The following is a 17,710-nucleotide window of genomic DNA, read 5'->3' as shown; positions in this document are numbered from 1 at the left end:
AGCGCGAGGAGTGCGGGAGCGCAGCGACCAAGCCCCGCAGTCGCGAACGAAGAAGGCTCGGTGAGCGCGAGGAGTGCGGGAGCGCAGCGACCAAGCCCCGCAGTCGCGAACGAAGAAGGCTCGGTGATTGGATCATGAGCACGCTCGTGGAGCGCTGGGGCGCGTCCCTGATGGACAACTACGGCACGCCGCCGCTCGCGCTGGTCTCCGGCGCTGGCGCGGTCGTGGTCGACGAGGCCGGCCGGGAGTACGTCGACCTGCTCGGCGGCATCGCGGTCAACGCCCTCGGCCACGCCCACCCGGCCGTGGTGGCCGCCGTGTCCCGGCAGGTCGCCACCCTCGGCCACGTGTCCAACCTGTTCGTGGCCGAGCCGCCGGTCGCCCTGGCCGAGCTGCTGCTGGCCCTGGCCGGCCGGCCGGGCCGGGTCTACTTCGCCAACTCCGGCGCGGAGGCCAACGAGGCGGCGTTCAAGCTGTCCCGGCGCACCGGCCGCACCCACGTGGTCGCCACCCACGGCGGCTTCCACGGCCGCACCATGGGCGCGCTCGCGCTGACCGGCCAGCCCGCCAAGGCCGACCCGTTCCGGCCGCTGCCGGGCGACGTCACCCACGTCCCGTACGGCGACGCCGCCGCCCTCGACGCGGCGGTCACCGACGCGACCGCCATGGTGATCCTGGAGCCGATCCAGGGCGAGAACGGTGTGGTCGTGCCCCCGGCCGGCTACCTCGCGGAGGCCCGCCGGATCACCGCCCGGCGTGGCGCGCTGCTGGTGCTCGACGAGGTGCAGACCGGCATCGGCCGTACGGGACACTGGTTCTACCACCAGGCCGAGGGCGTCGAGCCCGACGTCGTCACCCTCGCCAAGGGCCTCGGCGGCGGGCTGCCGATCGGCGCCTGCCTGGCGTTCGGGCGGGCCGCCGAGCTGCTCGGCCCCGGCTCGCACGGCAGCACCTTCGGCGGCAACCCGATCAGCTGCGCCGCCGCCCTCGCGGTGGTGTCCACCATCGCCGGCGAGGGGCTGCTCGACCACGTCAAGCGGGTCGGTGAGCGGCTGCGCCGGGGGATCGAGGCGCTCGGCCACCCCCTCGTCGGTCAGGTGCGCGGCGCCGGCCTGCTGCTCGGCGTCGTGCTCACCGCCGACGTGGCCGGCCCGGTGGCCGCCGCGCTGCGCGAGGCCGGGTTCCTGGTGAACCCGGTGCAGCCCGGGGTGGTCCGGCTCGCCCCGCCGCTGATCCTCACCGCCGAGCAGGCCGACGCGTTCCTGGCCGCGCTCCCCGCCGCCCTCGACGCCGTGACGCCGGCAGCCGATCCGGCCGTACCCGCCCAGGAGACCCTCGCATGACCCGCCACCTGCTGCGCGACGACGACCTCACGCCCGCCGAGCAGGCGGCCGTGCTCGACCTCGCCGCCCGGATGAAGGCCGAGCGGTTCGCCCACCGACCGCTCGCCGGCCCGAGGTCGGTGGCGGTGCTGTTCGACAAGCAGAGCCTGCGCACCAGGATCTCCTTCGACGCGGGTATCGCGGAGCTGGGCGGGCATCCCCTCGTCGTGGACACCCAGGTGACCCACTTCGGGCGCGGCGAGTCCCTGGCCGACGCCGGCCGGGTGCTCTCCCGCTACGTCGCCGCGATCGTGCTGCGCACCCACGGCGACGACCGGATCGCCGAGGTCGCCGCGCACGCCACCGTGCCGGTGGTCAACGCGCTCACCGACAACTTCCACCCGTGCCAGCTCCTGGCCGACCTGCTCACCGTCCGCGAGCGGTGCGGCGGCACGCACGGCCGGACCCTCGCCTACGTGGGGGACGCCGCGAACAACATGTCCCACTCGTACCTGCTGGCCGGGGCGACCGCCGGGATGCACGTCCGGGTCGCCGGGCCGGTCGGGTTCGACCCCGACCCGAGCGTGGTGGCCCGGGCGGAGGAGATCGCCGCCGGCACCGGCGGGTCAGTGCGCGTGCTGCGCGACCCGGTGCAGGCCGCCCGGGACGCCGACGTGGTGGCCACCGACACCTGGACCTCGATGGGTCAGGAGGCCGACGGGCTGGACCGGATCACCCCGTTCCTGCCGTACCAGGTGAACAAGGCCCTGCTCGGGCAGGCCGCGCCGGACGCGATCGTGCTGCACTGCCTGCCGGCGCACCGGGGCGAGGAGATCACCGACGAGGTGCTCGACGGCCCGCAGAGCGCCGTGTTCGACCAGGCGGAGAATCGGCTGCACGCCCAGAAGGCGTTGCTGACGTTTCTCCTGGAGGACCGACCATGACCGCCCCGCTCACCCGCGCCGCCCGGCACGCCCGCATCGTCGAGCTGATCCGCGACCGGGCCGTCCGCTCGCAGACCGAGCTGGCCGACCTGCTCGCCGCCGAGGGCGCCCAGGTCACCCAGGCCACGCTCTCGCGGGACCTGAAGGAACTCGGCGCGGTCACCGCCCGCGGCGGCGACGGGCGCGCCGTGTACGTCATCCCGGAGGACGGCCACCGCCCGCTGCGTGAGGCCGAGGCGGCGCCCGCCCGGCTCGTCCGCCTGCTGCGGGAGTTGCTCAACGAGGTGGACTCCAGCGGCAACATCACCGTGCTGCGCACTCCGCCGGGCGCGGCCCACTACCTGGCCAGCGCGCTGGACCGGGCGGGCCTGCCCGAGGTCGTCGGCACGATCGCCGGCGACGACACCGTCCTGGTCGTGGCCCGCGAGGCCGTCGGCGGGGCCGCGCTGGGCGAGAGGCTCGCCGCGTGGTCCCGCGGGGAAGGTAACCCGGAGGGGAGTACGACACCATGACCGAGCGGGTCGTCCTCGCGTACTCCGGGGGGCTGGACACGTCGGTGGCCATCCCGTACCTGGCGGAGCGGACCGGCGCGGAGGTGATCGCGGTCGCGGTCGACGTCGGGCAGGGCGGCGAGGACCTCGGGGTCATCCGGCAGCGCGCCCTCGACTGCGGCGCCGTCGAGGCCGAGGTGGTCGACGCCCGCGACGAGTTCGCCGCCGGGTACTGCCTGCCGGCGATCCGGGCCAACGCCCTCTACATGGACCGCTATCCGCTGGTCTCCGCGCTGTCCCGGCCGCTGATCGTCAGGCACCTGGTGGCCGCCGCACGCCGGCACGGCGGCACGATCGTGTCGCACGGCTGCACCGGCAAGGGCAACGACCAGGTGCGCTTCGAGGCCGGCCTGGGCGCGCTCGCCCCCGACCTCAGGATCGTCGCCCCGGCCCGGGACTTCGCGTGGACCCGCGACAAGGCCATCGCGTACGCCGAGGAACGGAGGCTGCCGATCGACGTGTCGGCGAGGTCGCCGTACTCCGTCGACCAGAACCTGTGGGGCCGGGCCGTGGAGACCGGCTTCCTGGAGGACATCTGGAACGCGCCCGTCGAGGCGTTGTACGCGTACACCGCCGACCCGGCCGAGGCGCGCGACCCCGACGAGCTGGTGATCACCTTCGACGCCGGCGTACCGGTCGCGATCGACGGCGAGACGGTCACCCCGTACCAGGCGGTCCTGGAGCTGAACCGGCGCGCCGGCGCCCAGGGCGTCGGCCGGCTCGACATGGTCGAGGACCGCCTCGTCGGCATCAAGAGCCGCGAGGTGTACGAGGCCCCGGGCGCGATCGCCCTGATCACCGCCCACCAGGAGCTGGAGGCGGTCACCGTCGAGCGGGACCTGGCCCGGTTCAAGCGCGGCGTCGAGCAGCGCTGGGCCGAGCTGGTCTACGACGGCCTGTGGTTCTCCCCGCTGAGGCGGGCCCTGGACGCGTTCATCGACGACGCCCAGCGGCACGTCTGCGGCGAGGTGCGGCTGACGCTGCACGGCGGCCGGGCCACCGTGACCGGGCGCCGCTCCGAGGCCAGCCTGTACGACTTCGGCATGGCCACCTACGACACCGGCGACACCTTCGACCAGTCGCTCGCCCGGGGCTTCGTGCAGCTGTGGGGCCTGCCCAGCAGGCTCGCCGCCGCGCGGGACGCCCGGTTGGGCGGGTGATCGGCGTGACAACCAGAATGGGCGACGTGGACGACAAGAGCCTCACCGAGAACAGTGCCGCGACCAACCGTACGAGCCTGTGGGGCGGGCGGTTCGCCGGCGGACCCGCCGAGGCCCTGGCCCGGCTGTCGGTCAGCGTGCAGTTCGACTGGCGCCTCGCTCCGTACGACATCGCCGGTTCCCGGGCCCACGCCCGGGTGCTGGCCCGCGCGGGCCTGCTCGACCCCGAGGAGCTGGGGAAGATCCTGGCCGCGTTGGACGACCTGGAGGCCGCCTGCGCCTCCGGCGCGTTCCGCCCGACGGTCGACGACGAGGACGTGCACACCGCCCTGGAGCGGGGCCTGCTGGAACGCCTCGGCAGCCTCGGCGGCAAGCTGCGCGCCGGCCGCTCCCGCAACGACCAGGTCGCCACCGACCTGCGCCTCTACCTGCGCGACCACGCCCGGGGCGTGGCGGCCCGGCTGGTGGAGCTGGCCGACGCCCTGGTGGAGCAGGCCGAGCGGCACGTCGACACGGCCGCCCCCGGCATGACCCACCTCCAGCACGCCCAGCCGGTCACCTTCGGGCACTGGCTGCTGGCGCACGTGCAGCCGCTGCTGCGCGACCTGGCCCGGCTGCGCGACTGGGACCACCGGGCCGCGATCAGCCCGCTCGGCGCCGGCGCGCTGGCCGGTTCCGGCCTGCCGCTGGACCCGGTCGCGGTCTCCAAGGAGCTGGGCTTCCGCACGTCCTTCGCCAACTCGATGGACGCCGTCGCCGATCGGGACTTCGTGGCGGAGTTCCTGTTCGTCACCGCGATGATCGGGGTGCACCTGTCCCGCCTCGGCGAGGAGGTGGTGCTCTGGACGTCGCAGGAGTTCGGCTGGGTCGAGCTGGACGACGCGTTCGCCACCGGCTCGTCGATCATGCCGCAGAAGAAGAACGCGGACATCGCCGAGCTCGCCCGGGGCAAGTCGGGCCGGCTGGTCGGCGGCCTGATGAGCGTGCTCACGATGCTCAAGGGCCTGCCGATGACGTACGACCGGGACATGCAGGAGGACAAGGAGCCGGCCTTCGACGCGGTCGACACCCTGGAGCTGCTGCTGCCGGCCCTCGCCGGGATGATCTCCACGATGACGGTACGCGTCGACCGCCTCGTCGCCGCCGCGCCCGTCGGCTTCTCCCTCGCCACCGAGGTCGCCGACTGGCTGGTGCGCCGGGGCGTGCCGTTCCGCGACGCCCACGAGATCACCGGCAAGCTGGTGGCGCTCTGCGCCGCCCGGGACTGTGCCCTCGACGAGGTCTCCGACGCCGACCTGTCGGCCGTCAGCGAGCACCTCGACCCGTCGGTGCGCGACGTGCTGTCGGTCCGTTCCGCGCTCGCCGCGCGGACCACGCCCGGCTCCACCGGCCCCGGGCCGGTCGCCGACCAGCTCGCCGCCGCCGCCGACCAGCTCGCCGGCTGGCGGGAGTGGGCCGCCGAGCGGGTCGTGCCCCGCTGACGGTCCGGGCCGCGCGCTGAAGGGGCCCCTTGTCGACGCAACAGCGTGACAAGGGGCCCCTTCGCAGTTGGGCCGTCGTCAGGGTGCCGCCGGGCGTTCCCGCTTCGGCAGCTTCGCCACCACCGTCTCGTACGAGCCGTCGACGGCCTCGCGCAGCTCGTCGTCCGGGATCGCCCCGTCCAGGCGCAGGCTGTTCCATCCCGACCGCCCGATGTACGCCGACGGGACCGCGTCGTCGGGGAACCGGTGCAGCCATTCGTCGGCCACCTCCCGGGTCGGGCCGCACTTCACGCCCACCCGGTTGCCGGTCTCCGACCCGAGGAAGGCGAAGATCTTGCTGCCGACCTTCACCACGACGTCGTCCTCCCACGGCTGGTCGAGCCAGGCGCCCGGCTTCGCCAGGCAGTACGCCAGCAGCTCCGCGCGGTCCATCACGCCTCCTGTTTCCCGTCGGCACTGCCGCCGACGCGGCCGGTGAGTCGTTCGTAGCGCTGCCGGGCGGCCTGCGCCGTGCCGAGGCCCAGCCCGTGGGCGACGGCCTGCCAGGTCAGCCCGCGGTCCCGGGCGAGCCGCAGCAGCCCCGCCTCCAGCGCGTCCACCTCCGCCCGCAGGTGGGGGACGAGGGTGAGCGCGGCGACCAGGTCGGAGTCGTCCACCGGCTCCTCGTCGGGCGCGAGCTCGGCACCGCCGGCGGCCAGCGCGGTCACCAGGGCCACCGCCTCGTACGGGTCCGGCACGTACGGGTGGGCGTAGCGCCGTCGGCGCGTGTCGTCGCCCGCGTGTCGCTCGGTTATCCGGGTGAGGGCGGCGTGGGTGCGGTGCGCCCGGGCCCGTCCGGCGTCCGGCACGGTGAACGGGTCCTGCTCGGTCATGCCGCCATCCGACCAGGCAAACTAAGTGATGTCAACAAGATGTTCAACTCTAGCGCCCTTGACTTATATAAGTCGGCCCTGAAGGCTGGGCGGCGAGGAGAAGGGGGAATCCCATGATCAAGGTGGCCGTCACCAGCGTCTTCGTCGACGACCAGGAGAAGGCGAAGCAGTTCTACACCGACGTGCTGGGCTTCGCGGTCAAGCACGACATCCCGCTCGGCGGGGACGCCCGCTGGCTCACCGTCGTCTCGCCGGCCGACCCCGAGGGCGTCGAGCTACTACTGGAGCCGAACGGCACGCCGATCGCCCAGGCGTACCAGCGCGGGCTGCGCGAGGCCGGAATTCCCGTGATGATCTTCGGGGTGGACGACCTGGCGAAGGAGCACGAGCGGCTCACGGGTCGCGGCGTCCGGTTCACCACCCCACCGACGCAGACCGGCCCGGTGCTCATGGCGATCTTCGACGACACCTGCGGCAACCTGGTGAACCTCCAACAGCCGCTCGGCTGAGCCCGCCCGGCCCGGCGATCAAGAAGTTTCTGCCGGGCGGGGCCGCCCGCCCTGACGGAAACCTCTTGATCGTCGCCGACGGGTGGGGCGGCGGGCCGGATAGGGTCGGGGGCGTGAGCCGTGCCGTCCCGCCGCCCGCCCACCCCGCGCCGGGGGCGACCGGCGCGTACCCCGACGGCGGGCCGGCGGGCGACCTCGCCGCGCTGGCCGCGCTGCTCGCCGGCCCGGTGGTCCCGGCCGCCCGCGGCCTGCTCGGCTGCCTGCTGTCCGCCGGCGGCGCCACCGTCCGGATCACCGAGGTCGAGGCGTACGCGGGGACGGCCGGTGACCCCGCCTCGCACGCCCACCGCGGGCGTACGCCGCGCAACGCGGTGATGTTCGGCCCGGCCGGACACGCCTACGTCTACTTCACCTATGGCATGCACTGGTGCGTGAACGTGGTCACCGGGCCGGACGGGGAGGCCTCCGCCGTCCTGCTGCGGGCCGGTGAGGTGGTCGAGGGCCTGGACGTCGTCCGCGCCCGGCGCCCCGCCGTACGCCGAGACGTCGACCTCGCCCGCGGCCCGGCCCGGCTCTGCGCCGCGCTCGGCATCGACCGCGCGGCGTACGGGTCCTACCTGCTCGGCGACGGGCCGGTACGGCTGCGCCCGGCGGTGCAGCCGGTGCCCGAGGCGGCCGTCGCGGCCGGCCCGCGGGTCGGGGTGACGGGCGCGCACGACGTGCCGTGGCGGTTCTGGATCGCCGGCGACCCCACCGTGAGCGCGTACCGCCGGCACGTGCCCCGCGCCGCCTGGCGCTGACGCCCGCCGCCCGGGCCGCGCCTGCCGCGCGCGCCGCGCGCGCCGCGGCTGCCGCGCCGCCATGTCGGCGACATGGGGCGGTCGTGGGCGGCCGGATCCCGCCATGTCGCCGACATGGCGCCCCCCGGCCCCGGCCCCGGCCCCGCCCCGCCCAGGCCGACGGAATAGTTGACCCGTCAAATATGTTGTGGGCTGCGTCCGGGGGCCGCCCAGCGGTCCCGGTAGCCACACGAGGAGCTGTGATGCAGTTCGGGGTCTTCACCGTCGGCGACGTCACCGTCGATCCCACCACCGGGCGGGAGCCGTCGGAGCACGAGCGGATCAAGGCGATGGTGACCATCGCCCGGAAGGTGGAGGAGGTCGGCCTCGACGTCTTCGCCACCGGCGAGCACCACAACCGCCCCTTCGTGCCGTCCTCGCCGACCACCATGCTCGGCTGGATCGCGGCGCGCACCGAGCGGCTGTTGCTGTCCACCGCGACCACCCTGATCACCACGAACGACCCGGTGAAGATCGCCGAGGACTACGCGATGCTCCAGCACCTGGCCGACGGGCGCGTCGACCTGATGCTCGGCCGGGGCAACACCGGGCCGGTCTACCCCTGGTTCGGCCAGGACATCCGCAACGGCATCCCCCTCGCCGTCGAGAACTACGCCCTGCTGCACCGGCTGTGGCGCGAGGACGTGGTCGACTGGTCCGGCCGGTTCCGCACCCCGCTGCAGTCGTTCACCTCGACGCCTCGTCCCCTCGACGGCGTACCGCCGTTCGTCTGGCACGGCTCGATCCGCAGCCCCGAGATCGCCGAGCAGGCCGCCTATTACGGCGACGGCTTCTTCGCCAACCACATCTTCTGGCCGAGGGAGCACACCCAGCGGATGGTGGGGCTCTACCGGCAGCGCTTCGCCCACTACGGCCACGGCTCTCCGGAGCAGGCGATCGTCGGGCTCGGCGGCCAGGTGTTCATGCGGAGGAACTCGCAGGACGCGGTCCGCGAGTTCCGGCCGTACTTCGACAACGCCCCGGTGTACGGGCACGGCCCGTCGCTGGAGGAGTTCACGGCGCAGACCCCGCTGACCGTGGGTAGCCCGCAGCAGGTGATCGACCGTACCCTGGGCTTCCGCGACTACGTCGGCGACTACCAGCGCCAGCTGTTCCTCGTCGACCACGCCGGCCTGCCGCTGAAGACGGTGCTGGAGCAGCTCGACATCCTCGGCGAGGAGGTGGTGCCGGTGCTGCGCCGCGAGTTCGCCGCGCTGCGCCCCGCCCACGTGCCCGAGGCGCCCACCCACGCCTCGCGCAAGGCCGCCCGGGACGCGCGGGCGGACGACGCGACGCCGGCCGCCGCCGGGACGGAGGCCGGCCGGTGACCCGCCGCACCCTGGCCGTCGTGTCGGCCGGCCTCGGCCAGCCCTCGTCCACCCGGCTGCTCGCCGACCAGCTCGCCGCGGCCGCCCGCGCCGAGCTGGCCGGCCGGGGCGTCGAGGCCGAGCTGCGCACGGTCGAGCTGCGCGACCACGCCCACGACGTGGTGAACAACCTGCTCACCGGCTTCCCGTCGCCCGCGCTGCGGCAGGCCCTGGACACCGTCGCCGGGGCCGACGGCGTCCTCGCGGTCACCCCGATCTTCAACGCGTCGTTCAACGGGCTGTTCAAGTCGTTCTTCGACGTGCTCGACGCCAAGGCGTTGGTGGACCGGCCGGTGCTCATCGCCGCCACCGGCGGCACGGCCCGGCACTCGCTGGCGCTGGAGCACGCGGTCCGGCCGATGTTCGCGTACCTGCGGGCGGTGGTCGTGCCCACGGCCGTCTTCGCCGCGCCCGAGGACTGGTCGGGCGGCACCGCCGACGGCGCGCTGCGCGGCCGGATCATGCGGGCCGCGGCGGAGCTGGCCGAGCAGGTACGCCGCCGTCCGGCCGCCGTCCCGCCGGACCCGTTCGCGCTGACCACCAGCTTCGACGAGCTGCTCGCGGGCGACGACCCGTCCCGGTCGCCCGGCTGATCGCGTGACGGCTTACCCGGCCCGCCCGGCTGACCGCGCGGCGGCTCACCCGGTCCGCCCGGCTGACCGCGCGGCGGCTCACCCGGTCCGCCCGGCTGACCGCGTGACGGCTCACCCGGTCCGCCCAGGGACCGCGCGGCGGCCGGCTCAGTCCGCCCCGGCCTCGTACGGGTGGGCGACCAGCACCGGGCAGTGGGCGTGCTGCACCACCGTCTGGGCGACCGAGCCGAGCAGCAGCCCCGCGAAGCCGCCGCGCCCGCGCGTGCCCACCACCAGCAGGGCCGCGCCGCCGCTGGCCTCGACCAGCGCCCGCTCCGGCTTCGCCGCCCGGACCGGCCGTTCCTCGACTGCCAGGCCCGGATGCGCCGCCCGTACCTCCGTCGCCGCCGCGGCGAGCAGGTCGTCCGACTCAGCGAGCAGGTCGTCCGACTGAGCGAGCAGGTCGTCCGACCCGGCGCGGGACGCCGCCCCCGCCTCCCCGAGCGCATCGGGCACCGGCCGCGCGTCGTCGGCCGCCCGGACGTGTACCAGCGCCAGCGGGACGTCCCGGCGGGCCGCCTCGTCGGCGGCGAGGGCCACGGCGAGCCGCCCCCGCTCCGACCCGTCCACCCCGGCCAGCACCGGCCCGTCCACCGGGATCGGCTGCTCCGCGGGGCGCACCACCAGCACCGGGCAGTGCGCGTGCGCGGCGACCTGCGCGCCGACCGACCCCAGCAGCAGCCCGGCGAAGCCGCCCAGCCCCCGGCTACCGACCACCACCAGCTCCGCCCGGCGGGACTCCTCCACCAGGCTGGCCGCGGGACCGCCGGTGACCTGGCGCACGCCGACGTCGAGGCCCGGCCAGCGCCGGCGCAGCCCGTCCGCCGCCTCCTCGAGCATCCGCCGGGACTCCTCGGTCGGCGCCGGCACCCCCAGGTCGTACGGGTTGAGCGGCACGCCGTAGCCGAGCGGGTGCAGGTAGCCGTGCACCAGCAGCAGCGGACGGGACCGCCGACTGGCGGCCCGCGCGGCGTGCTCGGCGGCGGCCAGGCTGGACGGTGATCCGTCCACGCCCACCACGACAGGTCGGCTCATCAGCGCTCCCGGGTCCGGTCAGAGGCCATTGTCGACGCCCGGCCCGCCGACCTCCGGCATTTCCCCGGACACGCCGCCGCGTACGCCGCGCCGTGGCCGGGTCGGACAGGAGTCGCGGCCCCGCCGACGAGTCCACCGCCCCAAACTGGTGATCTACTGGTCTGACCGTCACGCGTCACTGGGGAATAGGTGTGAAGCGCATTGCCGCCCTATTTCTGCTCGTACCGCTGCTTCTGTCGGGTTGCGTCGTGCCGTACGGCGGGGCGCCAAGACGGACCGGCTGCGCCTGAACGGCATGAACACCGGGCCGGACTTCCGCGAGGTCACGTACTTCCTCACGGCCGAGTCCCTCAAGGACTACACCGCTCTGATCCTCGATGGTGTTGATCGCTACGGCATCGACGAAGAGTCGGCAGACCGCTGGATCGACTCCATCTCGAGCAGGCCAGAGGACAAGAGCGCCTTCGCCCTGGGGCCGGGGGAATCGACCGGACTCAAGGTCACGTACGACCTTCGTTTCGACGGCTCGAAGGACGTCCAGGTCATCATTGTGCACGTCCACCCGGCCTGATACCTGTACGCCTACCCGACCGCCCCGCCCCCGACCCGCTGACCGGCCCGATCGGCGGCCGGAAGAAGCCGCGCCGTGGCCGGGTCGGATAGGAGTCGGGACCCTCGACAGCGGGGGCGGAAACGGTCACCGTGAGAGGGGCGGGACGCGGCGCCGGCCGGCGCCGCACCGGGCCACGCCACGGAGGGAACCGCCATGATGACCCCGCTCGACATGCTCCGCGCCCACCCGTTCCTCGCCGGCGTGCCGGAGCCCTGGCTGATCCGGCTGACCGGGTACGCCCGCCCGGTCGTCTGGCACCCCGGCCACCGGCTGTTCCGCGCCGGCCAGCCCGCCGAGCGGTTCTGGCTGGTCCGCGGCGGGGAGGTGGCGCTGGACGTGCCCGTGCCCGGCCGGGGCGACGTCGGGATCGAGGCGATCGGCCCCGGGGGCGTGCTGGGCTGGTCGTGGCTGTTCCCGCCGTACCGGTGGCAGTTCGGGGCGGTCGCCGTGCGGCGCAGCACCGCCGTCGAGTTCACCGCCGTCGGGGTACGCCGACTGATGGAGTCCGACGACGCGTTCGGCCGGCAGCTCACCACCCGCTTCATGAGCGTGGTGGTGGACCGGCTGCAGGCAGCCCGGGTGCGCCTGCTCGACCTGTACGGCTACCCGACGGCCGCCCTGCCCCCGACCGGGTAGCCTGCGGCGGTGACCGAGGACCTGCGCCTGCGCCCGGTGCGCGACGACGACCTGCCGCACTTCTTCGCCTTCGAGCAGGACCCGGAGGCCAACTGGATGGCCGCCTTCGGCCCCGCCGACCCGACGGACCGGGCGGCGTTCGACGCGCACTGGCGGCGCATCCGCGCCGACCCTAGGATCGTCAACCGCACGATCACCGTCGACGGCGCGGTCGTCGGCCACGTCGCCGCGTTCCCCGTCGACGAGCGGACCGAGGTCAGCTACTGGATCGACGGCACCCGCTGGGGCCGCGGCTACGCCACCCGGGCCCTGGCCGCGCTGCTGGCCGAGCTGCCCCAGCGCCCGGTGCACGCCCGCGCCGCCAAGGACAACGCCGCCTCCCTCGCCGTCCTGCGCAAGTGCGGCTTCGTCGTGTGCGGCGAGGACAAGGGGTACGCCAACGGCCGCGGCACCGAAGTCGAGGAGTACGTCCTCGAACTCGCCGGCCGGTGACCCGCCCGCCGTTTCACCCGGCCTGCCGCGCCGGCCGTCCCGTCGTGGGCATCCGGCCGGCGGAGGCGCGCTGAACTGGTGAGCACTACTCTCGCGGGGTGAACTGGCTGGACATGATCGGCTGGACCGGCTCCGCACTGCTGGTCTGGTCCCTGCTGCAGGCGCGCATCCTCCGGCTGCGCGCGCTGAACCTCGTCGGCTGCTTCGTGCTGATCGGCTACAACGCCGCCCTCGAGGTCTGGCCGATGGTCGGGCTGAACGTCGTCCTCGCCGTGATCAACCTGTCGTACCTGCGGGGAATGCTCGCCACCCGGCACGACGCGCGGACGTACCAGGTGGTCGAGGTCGGCGTCGACGACCAGTTCCTCGCCCACACCCTGCGGGTGCACGCCGCCGACATCGCCCGGTTCAACCCCGGCTTCCGGTTCGACGAGTTCGACGCGCACACCGGCGGGCGCTCCGCGTTCCTCGTCCTGCGTACCGACGAGGTCGTCGGGGTGGTCCTCGCCCACGCCGAGGGCGACGTCGTCCAGGTCGACCTGGACTACGTGACCCAACGGTTCCGGGACTTCACCCCCGGCGAGTTCGTCTACCGGCGCAGCAGCCTGTTCACCGAACGCGGCTACCGCCGGGTGGTCAGCCCGCCCGGCATGATCGCCCCCTACTACCACCGGCTCGGCTTCCGCCCCGAGGGCGGCTCGTACGTGCTGGACCTGCCACGGCCCACGCGGGCCTGACCGGCGCCCCGGCCGGGAGGATTCGCCGGCGCGCCCGCGGGGCACAGACAGCCCTACGCCGCCCCAGTCCTCGACCCGGCCCACGGCTGAACCTCGCCGCGAGCGGCGCGGGACGACCCGGCGGCCGGCGGGACGCTCAGCCCGGGCCGCCGCCCGGCTCACCGAACGGGAAGCCGGGCACCGGGGGGACCAACCGGACCAGGTCCGCCGGCACCTGCCGGCTGCCCCGGCTGAGCAGCCGCGCCACGCCGCGGATCAGCCACGGCCCGGACGGGTGCCGCTCCGGCCCGATCAGCCGGCCGCTCATCCCGCCGTACCAGTGCCGGGCGACCACCAGGTCCGTCAGCCGCAGCCGCCCGTCCGGGCCGCCGCGCACCACCAGATCCACCACCCGCCCCAGCCGCCGGCCGTGCAGGTCGTACGCCGTGCGGCCGAGCAGCTCACCCGCTCGCACGCCCGGCCCCCGGAATCCGGTCGATCAGGTGCCGGCGCAGCCACGCCTCGACGGGGGAACGGGGCAACTCGTCCAGCGGCACCCGCAGCCGCACCGCGCTGTCCACCCGCTCCACCAGCCCGTACGGGATGCGCATCGGGGCCGCCGGCAGGTCCTCGACGAACTGCTCCGCCACCGCCACCAGCAGCCGTCCGACCCGCCCGCCGATCCGCTGCCCCAGCGCCACCTGCCCGGTCAGCAGGGCGTGCACGTACGGCACGCCGTCGGTGTCGGAGGCGAACTCGACGTCGTCGACCTTGCCGACCAGCCGCCCGTCCCGGTCCACGATCTGCCGGTCGAGCAGCCGCCCGTTGAGCTGGAGCCTCACCGGCCCATCCCCGTCGCCACCGCCAGCGGGATCGCCGCCACCGACGCGGCGACGATCACCAGCAGGAACACCGACCCGAGCAGGTTCACCAGCCGCCCGTTGACCCGGTCGCCCAGGTACGTCCGATCGTTCGCCACGATCAGGATCGGCAGGTACGTCAGGGGCAACACCACCGCGCTGAGCACCAGCATGTACTCGGTGAGCCGGATCGGATCGACGGTGGTGAGCAGCATCAGCACCCCGAGCAGCACGCTGACGAGCAGCACGGCGTGGAACCGGGCCGCCTCCTGCGGCCGGACCCACTTGCCCCACTGCCAGCCGAAGTACTGCGCCGCCGCGTACGCCGCCGACAGCCCGGTCTCCAGGGCCGCGCCGAAGGTCACCGCGAAGAACGCCACCACCGCCACCGCGAGACCCACGCCCCCGAACGCCAGCACCACCGGGTGCGCCACCTGTTCGAGGGAGTCCAGCGCCACCCCCGCCGGATGGAACACCACCGCCGCGGTGGCGATCAGCGACAGGGCGAGGAACCCACCGACCGGGAAGCCGATCAGCACGCTGGACCGGGCGTTGGCCAGGTCCGCGCTGCCCCAGCGCTCCTCCACCCCGCCGGAGGAGAAGAAGAACACCTCGTACGGGCTGACGGTGGAGGCGAACAACGCCACCGCGACGAACCAGTACGCCCCCCAGCCGTGCCCCGCCGCGCCGCCGTGCACCACCCCCCGGCCCAGCGCCGCCCAGTCGGTCGGCAGCCATAGCAGCGCCACGGCGAACACCACCAGCGCCAGCCCGGCGAGCCCGAACACCCGCTCCATCACCTGGAACCCCACCCGCCACAGCACGAGCCAGACCGCGAGGGCGGCCACCGGCACCCACACCAGGTAGCTCAGCCCCGAGGCCAGTTGCAGGGCCAGCGCCACGCCGCCGAGCTCCGCCGCCAGCGTCAGCACGGTCACCAGGTACGACGCCACCAGGTTGAGCAGCGCCACCCGTGGGCCCAGCCGCTCCCGTACCAGGTCGAACACCGCCCGCCCGCTGACCGCCGCGATCCGTCCGGCCATCTCCGCGTACGCGCAGATGCCGGCCACCCCGAGCAGCAGCACCCAGGCGTGCGCCATGCCGAAGCGGGCGCCCGCCTGACTCGCCGCCACCAGGTCACCGACGTCCACGAAGCCGCCGACGGCGGAGAGGATGCCGAGCGTGGCGGCGAAAAGCCTCCTCACGCCGGACGCGATTCGGGTCGTCTCATCGCCGCGACCCTAACCGGCGAAACCGCTACTTTCGCCCCGAACCGGGCATTGGCGGCCGGCTCAGGCGGGGGTGAGGTTCTGCAACCGGACCTGTCCGCGCGACACCAGCCGTCCCGCCTCGTCGGTGATCTCCACCTGCCACAGCTGCTGGCTGCGGCCCCGGTGCACGGGGGTGCCGACGGCGGTCAGCTCCCCCTCGCGGACCGCGCGCAGGAAGTCCGTCTGGTTGGACACGCCCACCACCCGGCCCTTGTCGCCGAGCCAGAGCGACCCGCCGACGCTCGCCGCCGTCTCCACCACCGCGCAGTACACCCCGCCGTGCTGGATTCCGTGCGGCTGGTGCAGTTCCGGGCGGACCCGCCACCGGATCACGACCTTGTCCCCGCTCACCTCGCCGAACTCCAGGCCGAGCAGGGCCACGAAACCACCGGTCAGGTCCGGCATCTCCACGACGCTCCTCCTCGCATCCGCGCAGCGGGCCCAGCCTAACGGCAGTGATCAGCGCGAAACCGGGTGCGGCGGGCCCCGGGGGATGGGGGAGAATCGGTGACCGTGACCGACAGCAGCCTCCCGCCGTCCGGGCGGGACTCCCTGACCGAAGACCTGCAGTGGCGAGGCCTGATCCAGGACTCGACCGGCCCCGACGAGCTGCGCGCGCTGCTCGACGGCCCTGCCGCCACCTTCTACGTGGGCTTCGACCCGACGGCGGCCAGTCTGCACGTCGGCCACCTCATGCAGGTCATCACCGCCCGCCGGCTCCAGCTCGCGGGGCACCGGCCGCTGCTGCTCGTGGGCGGGGCCACCGGGCAGATCGGTGACCCGAAGGAGAGCGCCGAGCGGTCGCTCAACCCGCCCGAGGTGGTCGCCGGCTGGGTGGCCCGCATCCGCGAGCAGCTCGCCCCCTTCGTCTCGTACACGGGGGACCACGCGGCCCAAATGGTGAACAACCTGGACTGGACCGGCGAGATGTCGGTGGTCGAGTTCCTCCGGGACGTCGGCAAGCACTTCCCCGTGAACAAGATGCTGGCCCGGGAGGTGGTGAAGGCCCGGTTGGAGAGCGGCATCAGCTTCACCGAGTTCAGCTACCAGCTGCTCCAGGCCAACGACTTCTACGAGTTGCACCGCCGGCACGGCTGTCAGCTCCAGTTCGGCGGCTCCGACCAGTGGGGCAACATCACCGCCGGCGTGGACTACGTCCGCCGGCGGGGGGCCGGGCCCGTGCAGGCCTTCGTCACCCCGCTGGTGACCAAGGCCGACGGCACGAAGTTCGGCAAGACCGAGGGCGGCGCCGTCTGGCTCGACCCGGAGCTGACCAGCCCGTACGCGTTCTACCAGTTCTGGCTCAACGCCGACGACCGGGACGTGACCCGCTACCTGCGCTACTTCAGCTTCCGCTCCCGCGAGGAGATCCAGCAGCTGGAGCAGGAGACCGCGGAACGGCCGCAGGCCCGGCTCGCCCAGCGGGCCCTCGCCGAGGAGTTGACCTCGCTGGTGCACGGCGAGCGCGAGATGGCCCAGGCGGTCGTCGCCAGCCAGGCGCTGTTCGGCCGCGGGTCGCTGGACGACCTCGCCCCGGAGACGCTGCGCGCCGCCCTCACCGAGGCCGGCCTGGTCCACCTCGCCGAGCTGCCCGACGTGGCCGGCCTGCTGAAGGAGTCGGGCCTGGTGCCGAGCACGAAGGAGGCCCGGCGGGTCATCGCCGAGGGCGGCGCGTACGTGAACAACCGGCGGATCGCCGAGGTCGACGCGACGGTCGGCCCCGAGGACCTGCTGCACGGCCGGTACCTGGTGCTGCGCCGTGGCAAGAAGTCCTTCGCCGGGGTGGAGCTGCGCCGATAGTGGCGTACGCGAAGGTGTGACGCGCGACGCCCCCGCCGGATTTGACGATCAATCCGGCGGGGGCGTAACTTTTCTCCTGCCAGCGCGGAACGGACGAATCAGGGCGAATACCCTGAAGGCCGGGCGCGGGAATGAGCTTCGGGCCACGGGGGTTGTATCTCTTCGTGAGTCCGTGCCGGGCGGGGCCCCGGATCTGCCGGAGGGCGGATTTGGTGGGGCGGAGCCGACCGGGTATGGTTCATCGCCGGTGGGGAACCGGGCAAGCCGCGGGCTACCGCGGCGGCCGGCCTACCGGAAGTCATGGAATGGATACGGCGGAAGCCGTATTGGTTCTGTGGCGCCCGTGATTCGGGTGGAAGCGGGTCAGATCGGGAGGGTCCGGTTTGACAGGGCGGAAACCGGCGGGTAACGTAGTAAAAGTGCCCGGCGCGAGAGCGGCGGGTCACGGGACGAAATGCCCCGGCTGGTGGTCCTCCTGATGGGGGGTTTCTGGTTGGTGTGTGGTTGTTCTTTGAGAACTCAACAGGGTGCTTGATAAGCCAGTGCCAATTATGATTTACCCCCGCGCTGGTCGAGCTTTGGTTCGGCTGGTGTGGATTCCTTTGGCAAC

20 protein-coding genes and 1 pseudogene are annotated in these 17,710 nt (G+C 73.8%); 14 read left to right on the top strand and 7 right to left on the bottom strand.

Annotated elements, in window-relative coordinates:
• Positions 1–134: 134 nt before the first annotated feature.
• From ABGB16_RS30940 to argH, 5 genes and pseudogenes are all read left to right on the top strand, one after another.
• Positions 135–1,418: pseudogene (locus ABGB16_RS30940) on the top strand (acetylornithine transaminase).
• Positions 1,394–2,266, top strand: a complete 873-nt coding sequence (argF, locus tag ABGB16_RS30935; RefSeq protein WP_347671610.1) for an ornithine carbamoyltransferase — start codon at positions 1,394–1,396, stop codon at positions 2,264–2,266. The pseudogene ABGB16_RS30940 and the gene argF overlap by 25 nt, the downstream one beginning before the upstream one ends.
• On the top strand, positions 2,263–2,778 hold the full coding sequence (locus tag ABGB16_RS30930; RefSeq protein ID WP_347671609.1) for an arginine repressor: 516 nt from the start codon (positions 2,263–2,265) through the stop codon (positions 2,776–2,778). Before argF ends, ABGB16_RS30930 begins: the two co-directional genes overlap by 4 nt.
• Positions 2,775–3,977 carry an argininosuccinate synthase gene (locus tag ABGB16_RS30925; RefSeq protein ID WP_347671608.1) on the top strand — a complete coding sequence of 401 codons (1,203 nt, stop codon included), beginning with the start codon at positions 2,775–2,777 and terminating at the stop codon, positions 3,975–3,977. The genes ABGB16_RS30930 and ABGB16_RS30925 overlap by 4 nt, the downstream gene beginning before the upstream one ends.
• 17 nt (positions 3,978–3,994) lie before the next feature.
• Positions 3,995–5,458, top strand: a complete 1,464-nt coding sequence (gene argH / locus ABGB16_RS30920) for an argininosuccinate lyase (protein WP_347671615.1) — start codon at positions 3,995–3,997, stop codon at positions 5,456–5,458.
• Between the two features lie 78 nt (positions 5,459–5,536).
• Here argH and ABGB16_RS30915 read toward each other — a convergent pair whose 3' ends face one another.
• Positions 5,537–5,890 carry an MmcQ/YjbR family DNA-binding protein gene (locus ABGB16_RS30915; protein ID WP_347671607.1) on the bottom strand — a complete coding sequence of 118 codons (354 nt, stop codon included), beginning with the start codon at positions 5,888–5,890 and terminating at the stop codon, positions 5,537–5,539.
• The gene (locus ABGB16_RS30910) at positions 5,890–6,330 is read right to left on the bottom strand and encodes a DNA-binding protein (protein WP_347671606.1); all 441 of its coding nucleotides are present in this window, start codon (positions 6,328–6,330) and stop codon (positions 5,890–5,892) included. Before ABGB16_RS30910 ends, ABGB16_RS30915 begins: the two co-directional genes overlap by 1 nt.
• Positions 6,331–6,446: 116 nt before the next feature.
• Here ABGB16_RS30910 and ABGB16_RS30905 point away from each other — a divergent pair, with 116 nt between their 5' ends.
• From ABGB16_RS30905 to ABGB16_RS30890, 4 genes are all read left to right on the top strand, one after another.
• Positions 6,447–6,839: a VOC family protein gene (locus ABGB16_RS30905; RefSeq protein WP_347671614.1), complete on the top strand. Its 393-nt coding sequence runs from the start codon at positions 6,447–6,449 to the stop codon at positions 6,837–6,839.
• 203 nt (positions 6,840–7,042) lie between these two features.
• On the top strand, positions 7,043–7,639 hold the full coding sequence (locus ABGB16_RS30900) for a DNA-3-methyladenine glycosylase (protein WP_347671613.1): 597 nt from the start codon (positions 7,043–7,045) through the stop codon (positions 7,637–7,639).
• Positions 7,640–7,881: 242 nt separating this feature from the next.
• Positions 7,882–9,006 carry an LLM class flavin-dependent oxidoreductase gene (locus ABGB16_RS30895; RefSeq protein ID WP_347671605.1) on the top strand — a complete coding sequence of 375 codons (1,125 nt, stop codon included), beginning with the start codon at positions 7,882–7,884 and terminating at the stop codon, positions 9,004–9,006.
• Positions 9,003–9,638: an FMN reductase gene (locus ABGB16_RS30890; RefSeq protein ID WP_347671604.1), complete on the top strand. Its 636-nt coding sequence runs from the start codon at positions 9,003–9,005 to the stop codon at positions 9,636–9,638. Before ABGB16_RS30895 ends, ABGB16_RS30890 begins: the two co-directional genes overlap by 4 nt.
• Before the next feature lie 147 nt (positions 9,639–9,785).
• On the opposite strand, the gene ABGB16_RS30885 is transcribed toward ABGB16_RS30890, so the two are convergent.
• Positions 9,786–10,712, bottom strand: a complete 927-nt coding sequence (locus ABGB16_RS30885; protein WP_347671603.1) for a universal stress protein — start codon at positions 10,710–10,712, stop codon at positions 9,786–9,788.
• A 241-nt stretch (positions 10,713–10,953) separates the two neighbouring features.
• Here ABGB16_RS30885 and ABGB16_RS30880 point away from each other — a divergent pair, with 241 nt between their 5' ends.
• The 4 genes from ABGB16_RS30880 to ABGB16_RS30865 all read left to right on the top strand — a co-directional run bounded on the left by ABGB16_RS30880 (position 10,954) and on the right by ABGB16_RS30865 (position 13,190).
• Positions 10,954–11,283 carry a hypothetical protein gene (locus ABGB16_RS30880; protein ID WP_347671602.1) on the top strand — a complete coding sequence of 110 codons (330 nt, stop codon included), beginning with the start codon at positions 10,954–10,956 and terminating at the stop codon, positions 11,281–11,283.
• A 195-nt stretch (positions 11,284–11,478) separates the two neighbouring features.
• Positions 11,479–11,961: a cyclic nucleotide-binding domain-containing protein gene (locus tag ABGB16_RS30875; RefSeq protein WP_347671601.1), complete on the top strand. Its 483-nt coding sequence runs from the start codon at positions 11,479–11,481 to the stop codon at positions 11,959–11,961.
• A 9-nt stretch (positions 11,962–11,970) separates the two neighbouring features.
• Positions 11,971–12,453 carry a GNAT family N-acetyltransferase gene (locus ABGB16_RS30870; RefSeq protein ID WP_347671600.1) on the top strand — a complete coding sequence of 161 codons (483 nt, stop codon included), beginning with the start codon at positions 11,971–11,973 and terminating at the stop codon, positions 12,451–12,453.
• Between the two features lie 98 nt (positions 12,454–12,551).
• Positions 12,552–13,190, top strand: a complete 639-nt coding sequence (locus tag ABGB16_RS30865; RefSeq protein ID WP_347671599.1) for a hypothetical protein — start codon at positions 12,552–12,554, stop codon at positions 13,188–13,190.
• A gap of 136 nt (positions 13,191–13,326) precedes the next feature.
• Here the strand turns inward: ABGB16_RS30865 and ABGB16_RS30860 are convergent, their stop codons facing one another.
• The 4 genes from ABGB16_RS30860 to ABGB16_RS30845 form a co-directional block, all read right to left on the bottom strand.
• Complete coding sequence (locus ABGB16_RS30860) at positions 13,327–13,644, bottom strand: PRC-barrel domain containing protein (RefSeq protein ID WP_347671598.1); 318 nt, start codon at positions 13,642–13,644, stop codon at positions 13,327–13,329.
• On the bottom strand, positions 13,631–14,011 hold the full coding sequence (locus ABGB16_RS30855; RefSeq protein WP_347671597.1) for a hypothetical protein: 381 nt from the start codon (positions 14,009–14,011) through the stop codon (positions 13,631–13,633). The genes ABGB16_RS30860 and ABGB16_RS30855 overlap by 14 nt, the downstream gene beginning before the upstream one ends.
• Positions 14,008–15,234, bottom strand: a complete 1,227-nt coding sequence (locus tag ABGB16_RS30850; RefSeq protein ID WP_347671596.1) for a divalent metal cation transporter — start codon at positions 15,232–15,234, stop codon at positions 14,008–14,010. Before ABGB16_RS30850 ends, ABGB16_RS30855 begins: the two co-directional genes overlap by 4 nt.
• Before the next feature lie 87 nt (positions 15,235–15,321).
• Positions 15,322–15,705 (bottom strand): PaaI family thioesterase, encoded by a 384-nt coding sequence (locus ABGB16_RS30845; protein WP_347671612.1) that lies wholly within the window; start codon positions 15,703–15,705, stop codon positions 15,322–15,324.
• Positions 15,706–15,813: 108 nt separating this feature from the next.
• On the opposite strand from ABGB16_RS30845, the gene tyrS reads away from it, so the two are divergent.
• A complete protein-coding gene (tyrS, locus tag ABGB16_RS30840) occupies positions 15,814–17,100 on the top strand; it encodes a tyrosine--tRNA ligase (RefSeq protein WP_347671611.1) in 1,287 nt (428 codons plus the stop codon).
• Positions 17,101–17,710 lie beyond the last annotated feature (610 nt).

Source organism: Micromonospora sp. B11E3 (genome assembly GCF_039871625.1).
In the GTDB taxonomy this organism is placed as follows: domain Bacteria; phylum Actinomycetota; class Actinomycetes; order Mycobacteriales; family Micromonosporaceae; genus Micromonospora.
Note: the sequence above shows the minus strand (reverse complement) of the source record. Positions and strands in the feature narration are given on the sequence as shown.